Origin of the sequence: Micromonospora sp. NPDC047812 (genome assembly GCF_040704175.1) — a bacterium.
Classification (GTDB): Bacteria; Actinomycetota; Actinomycetes; order Mycobacteriales; family Micromonosporaceae; genus Micromonospora.
Genome location: NZ_JBEYRY010000002.1, coordinates 1,187,933 through 1,203,719, shown reverse-complemented (window position 1 = coordinate 1,203,719; position 15,787 = coordinate 1,187,933). Strand labels below are relative to the sequence as shown.

Annotated in this window: 14 protein-coding genes; 7 read left to right on the top strand and 7 right to left on the bottom strand. The window is 74.0% G+C overall.

The window, feature by feature from the left end:
* Positions 1-8 precede the first annotated feature (8 nt).
* A complete protein-coding gene (locus tag AB0883_RS13410) occupies positions 9-1,865 on the top strand; it encodes an acyl-CoA dehydrogenase (protein ID WP_366641422.1) in 1,857 nt (618 codons plus the stop codon).
* Between the two features lie 727 nt (positions 1,866-2,592).
* Complete coding sequence (locus AB0883_RS13405; protein ID WP_013730795.1) at positions 2,593-2,862, top strand: DUF6458 family protein; 270 nt, start codon at positions 2,593-2,595, stop codon at positions 2,860-2,862.
* 171 nt (positions 2,863-3,033) lie between these two features.
* Here AB0883_RS13405 and AB0883_RS13400 read toward each other — a convergent pair whose 3' ends face one another.
* A complete protein-coding gene (locus AB0883_RS13400) occupies positions 3,034-3,573 on the bottom strand; it encodes a histidine phosphatase family protein (RefSeq protein WP_366641421.1) in 540 nt (179 codons plus the stop codon).
* Between the two features lie 115 nt (positions 3,574-3,688).
* Here AB0883_RS13400 and AB0883_RS13395 point away from each other — a divergent pair, with 115 nt between their 5' ends.
* A complete protein-coding gene (locus AB0883_RS13395; RefSeq protein WP_366641420.1) occupies positions 3,689-3,973 on the top strand; it encodes a DUF6458 family protein in 285 nt (94 codons plus the stop codon).
* 63 nt (positions 3,974-4,036) lie between these two features.
* Here AB0883_RS13395 and AB0883_RS13390 read toward each other — a convergent pair whose 3' ends face one another.
* Positions 4,037-4,714 carry a hemolysin III family protein gene (locus AB0883_RS13390; RefSeq protein ID WP_366641419.1) on the bottom strand — a complete coding sequence of 226 codons (678 nt, stop codon included), beginning with the start codon at positions 4,712-4,714 and terminating at the stop codon, positions 4,037-4,039.
* A 107-nt stretch (positions 4,715-4,821) separates the two neighbouring features.
* Between AB0883_RS13390 and AB0883_RS13385 the strand changes: the two genes are divergently transcribed.
* Genes AB0883_RS13385 through AB0883_RS13375 form a run of 3 tightly spaced genes read left to right on the top strand, consistent with a single transcriptional unit; the run spans position 4,822 to position 7,143 of the window.
* The gene (locus tag AB0883_RS13385) at positions 4,822-5,556 is read left to right on the top strand and encodes an allophanate hydrolase subunit 1 (RefSeq protein ID WP_366641418.1); all 735 of its coding nucleotides are present in this window, start codon (positions 4,822-4,824) and stop codon (positions 5,554-5,556) included.
* A complete protein-coding gene (locus AB0883_RS13380; RefSeq protein ID WP_366641417.1) occupies positions 5,553-6,410 on the top strand; it encodes a biotin-dependent carboxyltransferase family protein in 858 nt (285 codons plus the stop codon). The genes AB0883_RS13385 and AB0883_RS13380 overlap by 4 nt, the downstream gene beginning before the upstream one ends.
* Positions 6,394-7,143: a 5-oxoprolinase subunit PxpA gene (locus tag AB0883_RS13375; protein WP_366641416.1), complete on the top strand. Its 750-nt coding sequence runs from the start codon at positions 6,394-6,396 to the stop codon at positions 7,141-7,143. The genes AB0883_RS13380 and AB0883_RS13375 overlap by 17 nt, the downstream gene beginning before the upstream one ends.
* Positions 7,144-7,197: 54 nt before the next feature.
* On the opposite strand, the gene AB0883_RS13370 is transcribed toward AB0883_RS13375, so the two are convergent.
* Positions 7,198-9,039: an NHL domain-containing thioredoxin family protein gene (locus tag AB0883_RS13370; protein ID WP_366641415.1), complete on the bottom strand. Its 1,842-nt coding sequence runs from the start codon at positions 9,037-9,039 to the stop codon at positions 7,198-7,200.
* A gap of 70 nt (positions 9,040-9,109) precedes the next feature.
* Positions 9,110-9,355, bottom strand: a complete 246-nt coding sequence (locus AB0883_RS13365) for a flavin reductase (protein ID WP_366641414.1) — start codon at positions 9,353-9,355, stop codon at positions 9,110-9,112.
* A 430-nt stretch (positions 9,356-9,785) separates the two neighbouring features.
* Between AB0883_RS13365 and AB0883_RS13360 the strand changes: the two genes are divergently transcribed.
* The gene (locus tag AB0883_RS13360; protein WP_366641413.1) at positions 9,786-10,526 is read left to right on the top strand and encodes a helix-turn-helix transcriptional regulator; all 741 of its coding nucleotides are present in this window, start codon (positions 9,786-9,788) and stop codon (positions 10,524-10,526) included.
* Between the two features lie 163 nt (positions 10,527-10,689).
* Here AB0883_RS13360 and AB0883_RS13355 read toward each other — a convergent pair whose 3' ends face one another.
* The 3 genes from AB0883_RS13355 to AB0883_RS13345 all read right to left on the bottom strand — a co-directional run bounded on the left by AB0883_RS13355 (position 10,690) and on the right by AB0883_RS13345 (position 15,787).
* On the bottom strand, positions 10,690-13,629 hold the full coding sequence (locus AB0883_RS13355; RefSeq protein WP_366641412.1) for a hypothetical protein: 2,940 nt from the start codon (positions 13,627-13,629) through the stop codon (positions 10,690-10,692).
* Positions 13,630-13,971: 342 nt separating this feature from the next.
* Complete coding sequence (locus AB0883_RS13350) at positions 13,972-14,109, bottom strand: hypothetical protein (RefSeq protein WP_165947779.1); 138 nt, start codon at positions 14,107-14,109, stop codon at positions 13,972-13,974.
* 220 nt (positions 14,110-14,329) lie between these two features.
* A complete protein-coding gene (locus tag AB0883_RS13345) occupies positions 14,330-15,787 on the bottom strand; it encodes a dihydrolipoamide acetyltransferase family protein (RefSeq protein ID WP_366641731.1) in 1,458 nt (485 codons plus the stop codon).

Genomic DNA, 15,787 nt, shown 5'->3' with positions numbered 1-15,787 from the left:
CAGCGAGCATGACCCACTACAAGAGCAACCTTCGGGACCTCGAGTTCAACCTCTTCGAGGTCTTCGGGGCGGACCAGGCGTTCAGCCAGGAGCCGTACACGGACCTGGACGTCGACACCGCACGCGACATCCTCGCCGAGGTCGACCGCCTCGCCCGGGAGGATCTGGCCGCCAGCTACACGGACAGCGACCGCAACCCGCCGGTCTTCGACCCGGCCACGCACACCGCGCCGCTGCCGGAGTCGTTCAAGAAGTCGTACCGGGCGTTCATGAACTCCGAGTTCTGGCGCCTGGAGCTCCCGACGGAGCTGGACGGCAGCAACGCGCCCCGGGCGCTCGTGTGGTCCCTCGCCGAGCTGATCCTCGGCGCCAACGCCGCCGTCTGGATGTACTCCTCCGGCCCGTCCTTCGCGCACGTGCTGCACGTCGAGGGCACCGAGCAGCAGAAGCGGTGGGCGAAGCTCTTCGCCGACAAGCAGTGGGGCTCCACGATGGTGCTCACCGAGCCGGACGCCGGCTCGGACGTGGGCGCCGGCCGGGCCCGCGCCGTCCCGCAGCCCGACGGCTCCTGGCACATCGAGGGCGTGAAGCGCTTCATCACGTCCGCCGAGCACGACCTGAGCGACAACATCATCCACTACGTGCTGGCCCGTCCGGTCGGCGTCGAGGGTGTCGGTGGCCCGGGCACCAAGGGCCTCTCCCTCTTCGTGGTGCCGAAGTACCACTTCGACGAGAACACCGGTGAGCTGGGCGAGCGCAACGGCGTCTTCGCCACCAACGTCGAGCACAAGATGGGCCTGAAGGTCTCCAACACCTGCGAGGTGACCTTCGGTGAGCACGGCGTGCCGGCCAAGGGCTGGCTGCTGGGCGAGAAGCACGATGGCATCCGGCAGATGTTCATGATCATCGAGAACGCCCGGATGATGGTCGGCACCAAGGCCATCGCCACCCTCTCGACCGGCTACCTGAACGCCCTCGAGTACGCCAAGAGCCGGGTGCAGGGCGCCGACCTGACCCAGATGGCGGACAAGACCGCGCCGCGCGTCACGATCACCCACCACCCGGACGTGCGCCGCTCGCTGCTGCTGCAGAAGGCGTACGCCGAGGGCCTGCGCGCCCTGGTCTGCTACACCGCCACCTGGCAGGACAAGGTCGCCATCGCCGAGGCGGCGGGCGACGAGAAGGCGACCAAGCTCGCCAAGCGGGTCAACGACCTGCTGCTCCCGCTGGTCAAGGGCGTCGGTTCGGAGCGGGCGTACGAGCTGCTCGGCCACGAGTCGCTGCAGACCTTCGGTGGCTCCGGCTTCCTCCAGGACTACCCCCTGGAGCAGTACGTCCGGGACGCGAAGATCGACACCCTCTACGAGGGCACGACGGCGATCCAGAGCCTCGACCTCATCTTCCGCAAGATCGTCCGGGACAACGGCAAGGCCCTGATGGCGGTCGCCGGCGAGATCCAGGAGTTCATCGCCACCGAGGCCGGCAACGGCCAGCTCAAGGAGGAGCGGCAGGCGCTGGGCAAGGCGCTTGCCGAGATCCAGAACATGGTGGGCGTGATGACCGGCTGGCTGGGCGAGGCGCAGGGCGGCGACACCCGGGCGCTCTACAAGGTCGGCCTGAGCAGCCGCCGCTTCCTGCTGGCGATCGGCGACCTGGTCGTCGGTTGGCTGCTCCAGAAGCAGGCCGACGTGGCCCTGAAGGCCCTGGCCGGCGAGGTCTCCGCCGCCGACAAGGCGTTCTACACCGGCAAGGTGGCCGCCGCCCGGTTCTTCGCCCGCGAGGTGCTGCCCCGCATCGGTGCCGACCGGCGGATCGTCGAGAGCACCGACCTGGACGTCATGGACCTCCCGGAGGAGGCCTTCTGAGGTACGCCGTGACGCGCCACGGCGCGGCGGCGGAGCCGGGGACGACCCGGCGATGATCGGCACGACGGCCGGCGGGCAACAGCTCGCCGGCCGTCGTCGTCCGTCCCGCCGGACCCGAGACCGCGTCGGACGTCGCCGATGGTGTCAAGCTGTCGACGGCGTCGCCACTGTCGACGGTGGCGACGGTGGCGACGTGGCGACGGAGGAGCGTGAGCCACCCCCGGGCGGGGCGCACGCCGCCCATCCGCCTGCGCCCGCGCCCTGCGGCCGCCGCACGCCAGAGTCAGGCCAATCACGCAGTGTCACGGACCGCTGCTCCCGCGGACCCACCCACCGCCGCCCTTTGCTCTGCATCCACGGACGCAACAGCAACGCTGAGTGCCTGTTGCGTCCGTTGATGCAGAGCAAAGCGTCTGTGGAGGGGTGCCGATGGGGCGCCTGTTCGCGCCAATCGGTCCATGTTCGGGCGCAGTGTCCGTTTCGTGGGCGGTGGGGCCGAGTGGGATTGGCTACGGTGAGTAAGGGCGTGGATTGCTGAGGCGCGGTTACCGTGCGCAGTCGTGCGATGCAGCCGGGTCGCTAGGGAAGAGTGGTGGCCTCCCGTCGCAGTGTGCTTCCGTCGGCTATTCGGGGACGCCAACCGGGTAGCCGGGCGGTGTGGCGGGTAACCGTCGCGAAGCCACGTCAGAGAACGCCCAGAGCCACCGCACGGGGGAGTGCAGCGCACATGGGCATTGGTAGCGGAATCTTCCTGATCGCCATCGGCGCGATCCTGACCTTCGCCATCAGAGCCAACGTCTGGTGGGTCGACCTGCGCGCGGTCGGTTGGGTGTTCATCCTGGCCGGGCTGGGCGTGCTGCTCACCACGCTCTGGTTCTGGCAGGACCGGCGCAAGCGGGCGCGGACTCTGATCGTCGAGGAGAACCGGCTCTCGCACCCGACCGCGATGATGCCTCCGCCGCCCGATCCGCCGCCGCCGACGGCGCCACCGTCCTGAGCCACCTCCGCCTGATGCCGCCGCCGTCCTGAGCCTGGCCTGACGCCGCCGTCCTGAGCCCGGCTGACGACGCCACCGCACTGAGCCGCGGCCGGACGGCGCCGCCGTTCTGAGCCGGCGGCCGGACGGCGCCACCGCCTCTGAGCCACCCGCCACGTACCGGCGGGTGGCTCAGCCGCGGGCGGTGTGCCGATCCGTGATCGGTGCCCTGCCCGCGCCGAGCTGCGGCCAGTCGACGTCGGCCCGGTGCACCACGACGTCGCTGGTGCGCATGCCGTCCTGGTCCGCCCGCTCCGGGTCGAGCAGCGCCGAGAGCAGCGAGATGCCCGGGTTGTGCGCGATCAGCAGCACCGTGCGGGCGCTCGGGTCCACGCTCCGGACCAGCGCCAGCAGGTCCTGCGGGTGCGCCTCGTACGCGTCGGCCTCGTAGCGCAAGACGGGGGCGGGGCCCGCCGAGCCGCCCTCCGGCGGGGATCCGGTCATGCCCATCGCCACGCTGTGCCAGGTCTCCCGTGTGCGCCGGGCGGCCGAGCAGATGACCACGTCCGGCAGCAGGTCGTGCTTGGCCAGCCAGGCGCCGGCCGCGGCCGCGTCGGCCTGGCCCCGTACGGCCAGGGGACGCTGCACATCCGGCACCACCTCCCCGGGCGGCTCGGCCTTGGCGTGCCGGAGCAGCACCAGCGTGCGTCCCCGGGCGGAAGCGTCCGTCATGCCCTCAGCTTGCCCGATTGGCGATCAGAGCGCCTGGGTAAGTCGATGGATGCCGCAACCTCACCGATGGCCGCGGCGGAAGGAAACGCCAGGGGACAGCCGAGGAGGCGACGAGATGGGCTTTGGTGGCAGTATCTTTCTGATCGCGTTGGGTGCGATCTTCGCGTTCGCCGTGGAGGCGGATCTCGGCTGGCTCAACCTGGCCGTGGTCGGCTGGGTGCTGATGCTGGCCGGCGTGGCCGGCCTGCTGCTCACCCTTCACTTCTGGAACTCACGCCGTCGGGCCGTGGTCGCCCCGGTGCGCGGTGAGCGCGTGGTCGCCGAGCAGGTCGTGCCGGTGCGGGACGACCGGGTCGTGGAGGAGTACCGCGAGGTGCGTCGGCCGCGCCGCACCGTCTGACGTCAGGGAACACGACCTTTCCGGGGGCTCCGCCACGCGGCGGGGCCCCCGGTGCGTGTCCCGTCAGGCGAAGAGGGCGAAGTAGATGGCGATGTGGTGGCAGAGCGCGGCCACGAGCGTGCAGGCGTGGAAGAACTCGTGGTGGCCGAAGACGGTGGGCCAGGGGTCGGGCCGGCGGAGCGCGTAGCAGACCGCGCCGACGCTGTAGATCGCACCGCCAACGCTGAGCAGCACCAGCGCCGTGACGCCGCCCTGGTGCAGGATGTCGGGCAGCATCGCGACCGAGACCCAACCGAGCGCCAGGTAGAGCGGCGCGGAGACCCAGCGCGGGGCGTGCGGCCAGACCAGCTTGAGCGCCACGCCCGCGAGCGCGCCGCCCCAGACCAGCGCCAGCATGATCGTGGCCGGTCGGGGTTCCAGCAGCAGTACGCAGAACGGGGTGTAGGTGCCGGCGATGAACACGAAGATCATCGAATGGTCCATCCGGCGCATGATCTGGTAGCCGCGCTCGGACCACACGCGCCGGTGGTAGAGCGCGCTGGTGCCGAAGAGCCCGCACACCGTCACGCTGTAGATGAGGCAACTGACCAGCGGGGCCCAGCCGGGCCGGGTGGCGGCGATCGCGCTGAGCACGATGCCGCAGAGGAGGGCGACGAAGAACGCGTACGTGTGCAGCCAGCCGCGCATCCGGGGCTTACCGATGTCGACCGGCTTCAGTCGAAGCGGTGCGGAGGTGGTCACGCCCTTAGGTTACGGCACCGTAGGTTACTTTCAAGTAGTGCGTCCGGTCACGTGGGACGGCGGCCGACCGACTCTGGTGTCCTGCGCCGGTCGGGGAGTATGGCGGGATGCGGATCCGACCCGTCGGCGCACACGCCCTGCTGATCGACTGTGCCGACGCCGACCAGGTGGAGGCGTGGCGGGCCGAGCTGTGGCGGCGGCGCGAACGCGGCGAGCTGACGGCCGTCGAGATCGTGCCGGCGGCCACCACCGTACTGCTCGACGGCGTGCCGGACCCGGCCACGACGGCCGCGCGGATCGCCGCCTGGCCGCCCCGACCGGGCGCCCCCGGTGGGCCGACCGTCGCTGGCGCGCCGGCAGCCGACTCGGCGGCGACCGGCAGTGCGGGAACTGGCAGTGCGGGAACTGGCAGGGCGGCGGCCGGCGGGACGGCAGCGGGCGCGGGCACGCCCGCAGCCGCCGCCGACCTGGTCGAGGTTCCGGTGACGTACGACGGGGAGGACCTGCCCCTCGTCGCCTCCCAGTGGGGCGTGGACGTGCCGACGGTGGTCGACCGGCTGCGACGTACCCGCTTCCGGGTGGCCTTCTGCGGCTTCGCCCCCGGATTCGCCTACCTCACCGGGCTCCCCGCCGAACTGGCGGTGCCCCGGCTGCCGACCCCGCGTCCCCGGGTGCCGGCCGGCTCGGTCGCCCTGGCCGGCCCGTACGCCGGGATCTACCCGGCGGCCTCGCCCGGCGGCTGGCTGCTGGTCGGGCGCACCGCGATGGCCCTCTTCGACGTGCACGCCGACCCGCCGGCCCGGCTCACCCCGGGCACCCGGGTACGCCTGGTGGCCGCGTGACCCCGGTGGTCGAGGTGCTCCGCGCCGGCGCGCTGACCACCGTCCAGGACCTGGGCCGGGTCGGCTGGGCACACCTGGGCGTACCCCGGTCGGGCGCGCTCGACCCGGCGGCGCTGCGGCTGGCCAACCGGCTCGTCGGCAACCCGGAGTCCGCCGCCGGCCTGGAGATCACGATGACCGGCTGCGAGCTGCGGTTCCGCCGCGCGACGGCGGTCGCCGTGACCGGTGCCGGCGCCGCCGTACGGGTCGGCGACCGTCCCGGCGACGTGGGCCGGCCGCTGTCGGTGCCGGCGGGCGCCGTGCTGCGGATCGGCCCGCCCCGCGACGGCCTGCGCAACTGGCTCGCCATCGGCGGTGGTATCGCCGTCGAGCCGGTGCTCGGCAGCCGCGCCACCGACACCCTCTCCGGGCTCGGCCCGCCGCCACTGCGTGACGGCGACCGGCTGCCCCTGGGCACACCGACCGGACCGCCCGCCCCGGTGGACGTCACCGTCGCGGCGTCCACCCCGACCGAGCTGCGGCTGACCCTGCGGCTCGGCCCCCGCGACGACTGGTTCACCCCGGCCGCGCTGGACCAGCTGTTCGGCAGCGCGTACACGGTGAGCCCGGTCAGCAACCGGGTCGGCGCGCGACTCACCGGCGCGGCGCTGCCCCGCGCGGTGGCCGGGGAACTGCCCAGCGAGGGCATCGTGCTCGGCGCGGTGCAGGTGCCGGCGGACGGCCAACCGTTGATCTTCCTGGCCGACCATCCGACCACCGGCGGGTACCCCGTCGTCGGGGTGGTGGACGACGTGACCCCGCTCGCGCAGGCCCGGCCAGGGACTACGGTCAGGTTCCATGGACCTCAACGCTGACCTCGGCGAGGGATTCGGCATCTGGCGACTCGGCGACGACGCCGCGCTGCTGGACCTCGTCACCTCCGCCAACGTCGCCTGCGGCTTCCACGCCGGCGACGCGTCCACCATGCGCCGGGTCTGCGAGGGCGCCGCGGAGCGCGGGGTGGCCGTCGGCGCGCAGGTCGGCTACCGGGACCTCGCCGGCTTCGGCCGGCGGCACATCGCGTACGCCTTCGCGGAGCTGCGCGACGAGGTCACCTACCAGCTCGGGGCCCTGGAGGCGTTCTGCCGGCTGTTCCGCACCCGGGTCCGCTACCTGAAGCCGCACGGGGCGCTCTACCACGCCGCCGCCTGCGACGAGGCCCAGGCGGCGGCGCTGGTCGCGGCGGTCGGCGACTACGACGACCAGCTGCCGCTGCTCTGCCTGCCCGGCTCGGTCCTCGCGCAGCTCGCCGCCGGCGCCGGGCTGCGGGTGGTCGCCGAGGGCTTCGCCGACCGGGGCTACCTGCCCAACGGCTCGCTGGTGCCGCGCACCGCCCCCGGCGCGCTGGTCACCGACCCGGAGGAGGTGGCCGCCCGGGCCGTGCGGATGGCCACCGAGCGGACCGTGGTCGCGGTCGACGGCAGCGTCGTCCCGTGCCCGGTCGAGTCGATCTGCCTGCACGGCGACACCCCCGGCGCGGTCCGCTGCGCCGAACTGGTGCGCGCCGCCCTGATCGACGCCGGCGTCACCCCCACCCCGTTCGCGTGAAAGGGCCCCTCCCGTGCGGGAGGGTCCCTTCCCCGACGCCGACCGCGACCGGCGTCAGGCGTCGTCCAGGCCGCGCAGCACCAGCGGAAGCCGCGCGGCGCCGCCGTCGACCACCCGGACCGGGACGCCCCAGTCCTGCCGGGTGAGGTGGCAGGCCGCGTGCTCGACGTCCGCGTCGCAGGTCGCCGCCTGGGCGGTCACCTGGAGCACCCCGCCGGCCACCGTGCCGTCGACCACCAGCCGGCGGGACAGCTCGGTGCCGGTCCCCGCCCCCTCCACCAGCAGCTCCGGCGGCGACGCCGACACCACCAGCCGCGTCGACGGGCCGTACGTCTCGTCGAGCTTCTGCCCCGGCGCGGGCGTGAAGATCACGTCCAGGGTCACCTCGCCGGCCGCCACGTCGGTGGGCTTGCGCTCGGTGCGGTGCCGGGGACCGTCGACGGTGCTCGCGCCGGCCGCCGAGAGCGCGCCGGGCGCCAGCCGGGTCAGCCGGTGCGCGGCGGACTCCACCACCAGGACCTCGCCGGACGGGGTGAGCACCAGGTCGCTCGGCTCGGCGAGCCCGTCGGCGACCGTCGAGACCCAGTCGCTCTCCGGGTCGAAGCGGCGGACCGCCCCGTTGTACGTGTCGGCCACCAGCACCGAGCCGTCCGGCAGCGCCAACACCCCCAGCGGGTGCTGGAGCAGCGCCTCCGACGCCGGCCCGTCGACGTGCCCGAAGTCGAAGAGCCCCTGCCCGACGGCGGTGCCCATGACGTCGTCCTCGACGTACCGGATCGCGCTGGTCTCGCTGTCGGCCACCCAGAGCCGGACGCCGTCGGCGGAGACGGAGAGGCCGGACGGCTGCGCCATCCACGCCTCGGCCAGCGGGCCGTCGCGCAGGGCCTCGACGGTGGTGCCCGCGTACATGCCGGCGGTGCGCTTCACCGGGTCGAACCACCAGAGCTGGTGGATGCCGGCCATCGCGATGACGACCTTGTCGTCGTACCAGGCCAGGTCCCAGGGGGAGGAGAGGTCGACCGAGAGCGCGTCGTGCGCGTGGTCGTCGACCGTGGAACGCCACTGCCGGCCGGTGCCGGCGACCGTCACCACCTCGCCGTCCGCCAGCCGTACACCGCGCAGCAGGTGGTTGACCGTGTCGGCGACGACGAGGTCGTAACCGGCCACCTCGGCGGTGTGCGCCGGCAGCAGGCACAACCCCTGCGGCTCGGAGAAGGTGGCCGCCCCGGCCGGACCGTCGACCCGGCCCCGGCTGCCCGCGCCGATCCGCCGGACCAGCGTCTCGCCGTCGGGGGCCAGTTCCGCCAGCGAGTGCCGGGCCGAGTCGGACACCAGCAGGTTGCCGTTCCCCAGCAGCACCGCCTTGCCCGGGAAGCGCAGCGTGGTCTCCGGCTCGGCGGGCGGGACGTACGGACCGTCGCCCCGGTGCAGGGTGCCCTTCGCCTCGTGGGTGGCGATCAGGTCGTCGATGAGGCGGGCGAGCCCTTCGGCGTGACCCTCGCCGGCCATCGTCGCCACCACGTAGCCCTCGGGGTCGATCACCGACAGGGTGGGCCAGGCGCGGGCGGCGTACTGCTGCCACATGTCCAGCTCGGGGTCGTCGAGCACCGGGTGGTGGACGCCGTACCGCTCCACGGCGGCGGCCAGCGCGTCCGGGTCCTTCTCGTGCTCGAACTTCGGCGAGTGCACGCCGATCACGACGAGCACGTCGCCGTACTTCTCCTCCAGCGGGCGCAGCTCATCGAGCACGTGCAGGCAGTTGATGCAGCAGAAGGTCCAGAAGTCAGCGATTACGATCTTGCCCCGCAGATCGGACAGCTTCAGCTCTCGTCCACCCGTGTTGAGCCACTGCCGGCCCCGCAGCTCGGGGGCACGTACGCGCGGTGTCGTTCCCATGGTTGTCAGCCTGCCATGTCGCGCTGGGCCGGGCCGGGCTCCGTGACCCGGACGACAGCGGCGTGCCGGGCTAGCGGGCGCGGGCCCAGCCGGTGAAGCGCGCCGTCAGGTCCGCCGGCGGGCTGCCGTGGTCCAACTCGGCGAGTTGCGCGGCGGCCTCCTCGCACAGCTCGGCGAGGTGGACCAGCAGTGCGTCGCGGTTCTCGCGGTACCTCGCGGGCAGGAGGAGCTTCGCCGTCGAGCAGGGCCACGCCACCCCGCAGGCGCCGCACCGCCAGGTGGGCCGGCTGGGGACGTGGGCGCGGACGTGCACCATCAGCCCACCGCCGTGCGGGGGCGGGCCGGTAGCTGGCGGGAGAGGGCAGGCCCGGCCGGGGGCGGCGCGGTGACGACCCACTCAAGGCGGACCAGCGCGACGGGGACGACGTCGCGCACGCGGCCTGGGCCCCGGTACGGCGGGATGAAGGGACCGATCGGCCCCGGGACGACCGGGCGGGCCGGCGGCGGATCGCTCCTCGGCGCGGGTGTCGGCTTCGACCTCTGCTCGGGCATGGCTCCCCCTCGTCCGGCGGGTTGGTGGAAGGGGCCGCCCCGGCTGCTCGCCAGGGCGACCCCGCAGCGTGACAGGCGGGCCTTCATCGCCTCACCAGCTCACGGCGTGCACTGCGAAACGCTTCCAGTCAGTTACGGACGGTTGAACCGCTGCCATGAGGCCATCGGGGGACGTCTAGGAAAGGTCCCCTGTTGTGCCCAGGAACGAAGCGCTACGCGAGGCCCTGACCGTGGCGGGCCTGACGATCGCCGACCTCGCCGCCAAGTGCGATGTGGACGCGAAGACCGTCGAGCGGTGGATCAGCCGCGGTCGCGTTCCCCACCCTCGATCACGAGTGCGTGTTGCCTCGGTGCTGGGTAAGGATGTAGATGTGCTGTGGCCTGATGTTGTTCGCCGCGCGGTCAAGCTAGGGGCAGACCGCGAAATCGTGGGCGTCTACCCGCGCCGGTCCGAGCTTCCGCGCCCCCTGTTCGGTGAACTGATCGGGCAGGCCCGCAAGCGACTATGGTTCGGCGGATACACCAGCTACTTCGTCTGGTTGGAGGTGCCGAACGCGGCTGTCACCCTCGGCACCAAGGTGCGCGAGGGCGCCGACGTTCGCTTTCTGTTGGGCGACCCGGCCAGTTCGGTCACCACCAGTCGGGAGCGGATCGAAGACACGCCGCTCACTCTCGCCACCCGTATCGCCACGACGCAGGCGGAGATCGCGAAGTCACCAGAGAACTTGCCGACCCGCCTGACCGACCGGCATGTCGCAATGTCGGTCTGGATCTTCGACGATGAGGCGATCGTGGCGACGCATATCGGTGCCGGGCTGGGGCAGGACTCGGTGACCCTGCACCTGCGCCGTCGTGGTGCCGGCGGCGCGTTCGACCGCTACCTGGAGCACTTCGAGGCTTTGTGGACGGACGCCCGGGTCGCCGAACGGTCCTGACCGACCAGACTCCCGAAAGCGCCCGTCCCCGATTCCGTTGGCGGGCGCTTTCCGTTGCCGTACCACGGGCACTGTCGTTCTTCGCATCCGTTCCACGGCACCGCCGGCCGGAACGACGACGGCGGGGCCACGGTCTCCCGTGGCCCCGCCGCCGCTTCGTCGGTTACTGACCTGCCGGCTTGAGGCAGAGCACGCGGTTCGCCCCGCCGCCCTTGAGCACCACGTGCGGCTGGGTCGGGTCGGCGCACTTGTCCTTCGCGTCCACCTTGGAGACCACGGTGAAGGCACCCGCCTCACCGCACTCCGCCGCCGCCGCCGCCTCGCCCGACTTCTTGACGCAGCTGCCGACCGCCGGGTCGAACGCCGGGGCCGGGTCCTCGCCGCCGACCTTGCCGAGCAGCATGAGCAGGCCCAGCGGCACCGCCAGGATGAGCACCGCCGCGACGAGCACCGCGGCGAGCACCCGGCCGTTGCGGATCTTGGGCGTGGGGGCCTCGGTCTTCGGCTCCGCGATCGGCTTGAACGAGTCGAAGCGGTTCTGATCCTGCTCCGGGCCGCCCTGGTCCCAGGGGCCGGGCTGCTGCGGAGGCGGTGGGAACGCCGGCGGGAACGCGCCACCCGGCGGGGGCTCGGCCGTCGGGGCGGCACCGTAGCCGGGTGCCGGGCCGCCGGCTGCCGGCGTACCGAAGGGGTCGGCGGGGCGGTCCGCGCCGTCGTGCGGGCGGACCCCGTTCACCGGTCGGTTGCTGGCCGGCGCGTCGACGAAGGACGGCACGCCCGGCGGGAAGGCCGGAGGCGCGGCCGGCGAGGCGGGCGCCACCGGGGAGACCGCGCCGAAGACGGCGGTCCCGCTCGGCGCCCGGTCCCGGTCGTCGAAGCGGCCATCCGGGCCCTGGTCGAACCGGTTGTCCGGGCCCTGGTCGAACCGTCCCTCGGGGCCCTGGTCGAACCGGTTGTCCTGGCCCTGGCCGAAGCGCGGCTCCTGGTCGAAGCGCGGGTCCGGCCCCTGCTGGAAGCGCGGATCCGGCCCCTGCTCGAAGCGCGGGTCCGGCCCCTGGCCGAAGCGCGGGTCCGGGCCCTGGTCGAAGCTGGGCGCCGGCGCGTGGTCCGGCCGGTGCCCGCGCGGGTCCTCCTGCTCCGGCTCGTCCGCCGGCTCAGGGCGGGCCGGTCGGCCGTACACCCGGGGCTGCGGCGCGGGCGCACCACCCGGGCGGAGGGCCTGGTCGGTCGGCGGCATCACCCGGCTGGCCAGCGGCACCGAGGCGCTCGCCGAGACGCTGCCAGCGGCCGGTTCGGCACCCTCCGGCGACGGTACGGCCGCCCGCCCGCCCACCTCCGGCGAGGTGCGCGGTGCGGGGACCACCGGACCGGCGGGCGACTGCGGCTCGTCGTGCCGGGAGCCGGCCTGGGCCCAAGCCGGCTGCTCCTGCTCGTACGCCGGCAGGCCGCCGTCCCGGCCGGGCTGCTCGGGGGCGAACTGGGCCGGCGGCGCGTAGTCGGCCGGCGGGGCGGAGGCCAGGCTGGCACCGGGCACCCGCTGCTCCTGCGGCGGAAGCGGCACGGCGTTGGCCGGCGAGATGCCGGGCCCCGGTGCGGGCTGGTAGATCGGGGGCTCCTCGGCCCGCTCCGGCTCCCAGCCGTTGCCGGCGCGGGCCTGGGCCGGCTCGCTCGCCTCCGCGCGACCCCACACCTCGTCCGCCGACCACGGCTCGACATCCGGTACGGCCGGGCGCTCGGCAGCGTTGCCGGCCCACTGCGGCGGGCTCTCCGGAGCGGGACCCCACGGCTTCGGCCCGCCGTCGCCGGGCACCGGGACGGAGGCCCTGCCGGGCGGGGTGGAGGTGGGCTGCGCGGCGCCCCAGCCGTTCGCGTCCCGGTCGTCGGGCATCGGGGGCACGGACGCGGCGCCCCGTGCGGAGCGCTCGTCCCGGGCGGGCCACTCGTCGCCCTGGGGCTGGTCGTCCCGGGGCGCGTCGTCGCGGGAGGCGGTCCAGGCGCCACCCGGAGGCTGCTCCGCACCGGCGTCCCAGCCGGGCTGCTCGCCCTGCTGCTGCTCGGTGCCGGCCCAGCCACCGGGGCGGTTGGGGTCGTCCTGCTGCTGCCCGGGGGGCCAGCCGTTGGCGGGGTCCTGAGGGGACTCGGCGTTCCAGCCGCCGGAGCGGGAGGGGTCGTCCTGGGCCGGCCAGGGCTGGGGTGCGGGGGCCGGGGCGGGAGCGGGTGCGGGGACCGGGGCGGGCTGCGGGACGCGAGCGGCGCCGCGGGCGGCGGGCTCGGGCTGCGCCCAGGTGGGGGACGCCTGCTCGGCCGATCCCCAGGCGGGCTGCTCGTCCTGCTGCTGCGCGGCGCCGGCCCAGCCGCCGGAGCGGTTCGGGTCGTCCTGCTGCTGGCCGCCGGCCCAGCCGCCGGAGCGGTTGGGGTCGTCCTGCTGCTGGCTGCCGGCGGAGCGGTTCGGGTCGTCCTGCTGCGCGGCCCAGTCGCCCTGCGGGGGCCGGTCGTCCGGGGTGACACCGTCGGCCCAGTCGCCGGGACGGGCCTGCTCGTCCTGCTGCTGCTGGCCGCCGACCCAGCCGCCGGAGCGGCTGGGGTCGTCCTGGGCGGGCCAGGGCTGGGGTGCGGGGGCTGCGGCGGGGGCGGGCTGCGGGACCCGTGCGGCGCCGCGGGCGGCGGGCTCGGGCTGCGCCCCCCAGGTGGGGGGCGCCTGCTCGGCCGATCCCCAGGCGGGCTGCTCCGGAGCGGCGTGCGGCGGCTGGGGCTGCTGCGGGGCGGCGGCGGCCCAGGCCGGGCCGGCCTGCTCCTGCGCGCCCGGCCACGCCGGCTGCGGCGATGCGCCGGCCGGTCCCCACTGGCCGGGCTGGGCCTGGTCGGTCTGCTGCGGCGCCTGGGTGGCCCACGCGGGGGCCTGCTGCTGCTCACCCTGCGCGCCCCAGGCGGGCGGGTTCGCTCGCCCCGACGGGGGCGGGGGTGCCCAGCCCAGATCCGGGGCGCCGGCGCCGTATCCGTTGTCCTGCTGTGCCGGGCGGTCGCCGTACGGCGCCGGTCCGCCGGCGCCCGGCGACACCTCGTCCGGCTGCTGGCCGGGGTGGTGCGTGCCCTCGGACGTCATGCGTGCGCCTCCTCCATCACCTGTCGGCCGCCACTGCCGATCGGTCTTCTCGGCAGGGTGGCCGGCGTCGCCGGTGTACCGGCCGTGCCGGCTCCCCGCACCGTATCCGGTGACCGCCCGAGGGCGCCCGGGGAGCACGGTCGTCACTCCCCGTGGCCGGACGGTGTCGAGCGGCTTCTATCGACTCGACTGCTCCGGGTCGGCGGGCGACGACCGAAGCCCACCGTACCGGGCGCTGGGGCGAGGTGGAATCCCGGTGTCAACCGCTGCGAAACGCCGAAGACCCGCCCGGGCGGACCGGGCGGGTCATCGATCTGGAGGAGGTGAGAGAGGTTCCGGGCGTCAGCTCATGTGACGCTGGGCGATGGCGAGGATCTCTTCGCGGACCGCGGGCGAGTTGGCGGAGCGCAGCGCGTGCTCGATGGCACGGGCGCGGCGGTTGGCGTCGCGACGGTTGCGGATTCGCTCGATCATGCTCATGGGTCTCTCCTCCTGGCTATTCGGTTGTCAGCCCCTTGATGTCTTCCATTGAACCCCAAGACGGGCGCAACTTCCATCGATTGTTAGGTGAGCTGGGACACTGGCCGAACAATCGAAGGTGTGGAGGGTGGGTGACCAACGGTTTCGTTCCCCAACGGACACGGCCGGTGTGCCGGGCGTCAACCCGTCGCACACCGGCCGTTCGGCTGGCGTCAGACCGTCAGGTCCAGGCGAGCAGCGCCGCCTCCGGGTCGGCCAGGAAGTCCCCGATGTCGCGCAGGAACTTCGAGCCGAGTTCACCGTCGATGATCCGGTGGTCGAAGGAGAGGCCCAGCGTGGTGACCTGACGCGGCCGCACCTTGCCCTTGTGCACCCAGGGCATCTCGCGGACCGCGCCGAAGGCCAGGATCGCCGACTCGCCCGGGGGCAGGATCGGCGTACCGGTGTCCACCCCGAACACGCCGACGTTGGTGATCGTCAGCGTGCCGCCGGACATGTCGGCCGGCGAGGTCTTCCCGGCCTTGGCCGTCTGCACCAGGTCGGTCATCGCGTCCGCCAGCTCGCGCAACGAGAGCCGGCCGGCGTCCTTGATGTTCGGCACGATCAGCCCGCGCTCGGTGGCCGCCGCGATGCCCAGGTTGACGTAGTCCTTGACGACGATCTCGTCGCCGGCCCAGGTCGAGTTGACCATCGGGTGGCGCTTGACGGCCAGCAGCACCGCCTTGGCCACCAGCAGCAGCGGCGAGACCCGCACGTCGCGCCACTCCCGCCGGTTGCGGAGCCGGTCCAGGGCCTTCATCGCCCGGGTCACGTCCACGGTGAGGAACTCCGTGACGTGCGGCGCGGTGAACGCCGAGCGGGACATGTTCTCGGCGGTGAGCTTGCGTACCCCCTTGACGGGGATGCGCTGCTCGCGGTCGGCGCCGAAGCTCGCCGCCGCCGTGGCCGGGGCCGACACCGCGAGCGGCTCGGCCGCCGCCGTGGTCCCGCTCGCCGCCCGCTGTACGTCCTCCCGGGTGATCGAACCCAGCGGGCCCGACCCGGTCAGCGTGGACAGGTCGACGCCGAGGTCCTTGGCGAGCTTGCGTACCGGCGGCTTGGCCAGCACCGGCCCACCGGTCGGACCGTGACCGTTCGACGGCGCGGTGGCCAGCGGGGCGGGCGACGCCGGCGCGACCGGCGCGACCGGCGCCGCCGGCTGGGCCGGCACCGGGGTGTCGCCCCTGCGCGGGCGCCGCTTGGCCGCCGTGTTCCGCGGGCCGTAGCCGACCAGCACGGCGGTACGCCCACCCGGGGCGGGACCGCCGATCAGGCCCGGCTCGACCGCGCCCTCGGCCGGCGCCACCTCGACCGCGGCCAGCGACGCCGCCGACGGGGTGGGCAGGGCGGAAGCCGGCGCACCGGTCGTCGACTCCTCGATCGGCCCGGCGCCCGGGTCGGTGTCGATCGCGATGATCGGCGTGCCGACCTCGACCGTGCTCCCCTCCGGGTGGAAGATCGCCTGCACCTGGCCGGCCCACTTCGCCGGGATCTCGACGGCCGCCTTGGCCGTCTCGACCTCGACGATCGGCTGGTTCAGCTCGATGACGTCACCGACCTTGACCAGCCACGCGAGGATCTCACCCTCGGTCAGGCCCTCGCCCAGGTCGGGCAGGTTGAACTCCTTGATCCGCGACAT

What these genes read in the sequence shown, in the direction of transcription:
- AB0883_RS13410 (WP_366641422.1), top strand. Translation starts at nt 9, where the DNA reads ATGACCCACTACAAGAGCAACCTTCGGGACCTCGAGTTCAACCTCTTC.
- AB0883_RS13405 (WP_013730795.1), top strand. Translation starts at nt 2,593, where the DNA reads ATGGGCATTGGTAGCGGAATCTTCCTGATCGCCATCGGCGCGATCCTG.
- AB0883_RS13400 (WP_366641421.1), bottom strand. Translation starts at nt 3,573, where the DNA reads ATGACGGACGCTTCCGCCCGGGGACGCACGCTGGTGCTGCTCCGGCAC.
- AB0883_RS13395 (WP_366641420.1), top strand. Translation starts at nt 3,689, where the DNA reads ATGGGCTTTGGTGGCAGTATCTTTCTGATCGCGTTGGGTGCGATCTTC.
- AB0883_RS13385 (WP_366641418.1), top strand. Translation starts at nt 4,822, where the DNA reads ATGCGGATCCGACCCGTCGGCGCACACGCCCTGCTGATCGACTGTGCC.
- AB0883_RS13375 (WP_366641416.1), top strand. Translation starts at nt 6,394, where the DNA reads ATGGACCTCAACGCTGACCTCGGCGAGGGATTCGGCATCTGGCGACTC.
- AB0883_RS13370 (WP_366641415.1), bottom strand. Translation starts at nt 9,039, where the DNA reads ATGGGAACGACACCGCGCGTACGTGCCCCCGAGCTGCGGGGCCGGCAG.
- AB0883_RS13365 (WP_366641414.1), bottom strand. Translation starts at nt 9,355, where the DNA reads ATGGTGCACGTCCGCGCCCACGTCCCCAGCCGGCCCACCTGGCGGTGC.
- AB0883_RS13355 (WP_366641412.1), bottom strand. Translation starts at nt 13,629, where the DNA reads ATGACGTCCGAGGGCACGCACCACCCCGGCCAGCAGCCGGACGAGGTG.
- AB0883_RS13350 (WP_165947779.1), bottom strand. Translation starts at nt 14,109, where the DNA reads ATGAGCATGATCGAGCGAATCCGCAACCGTCGCGACGCCAACCGCCGC.
- AB0883_RS13345 (WP_366641731.1), bottom strand. Translation starts at nt 15,787, where the DNA reads ATGTCGCGGATCAAGGAGTTCAACCTGCCCGACCTGGGCGAGGGCCTG.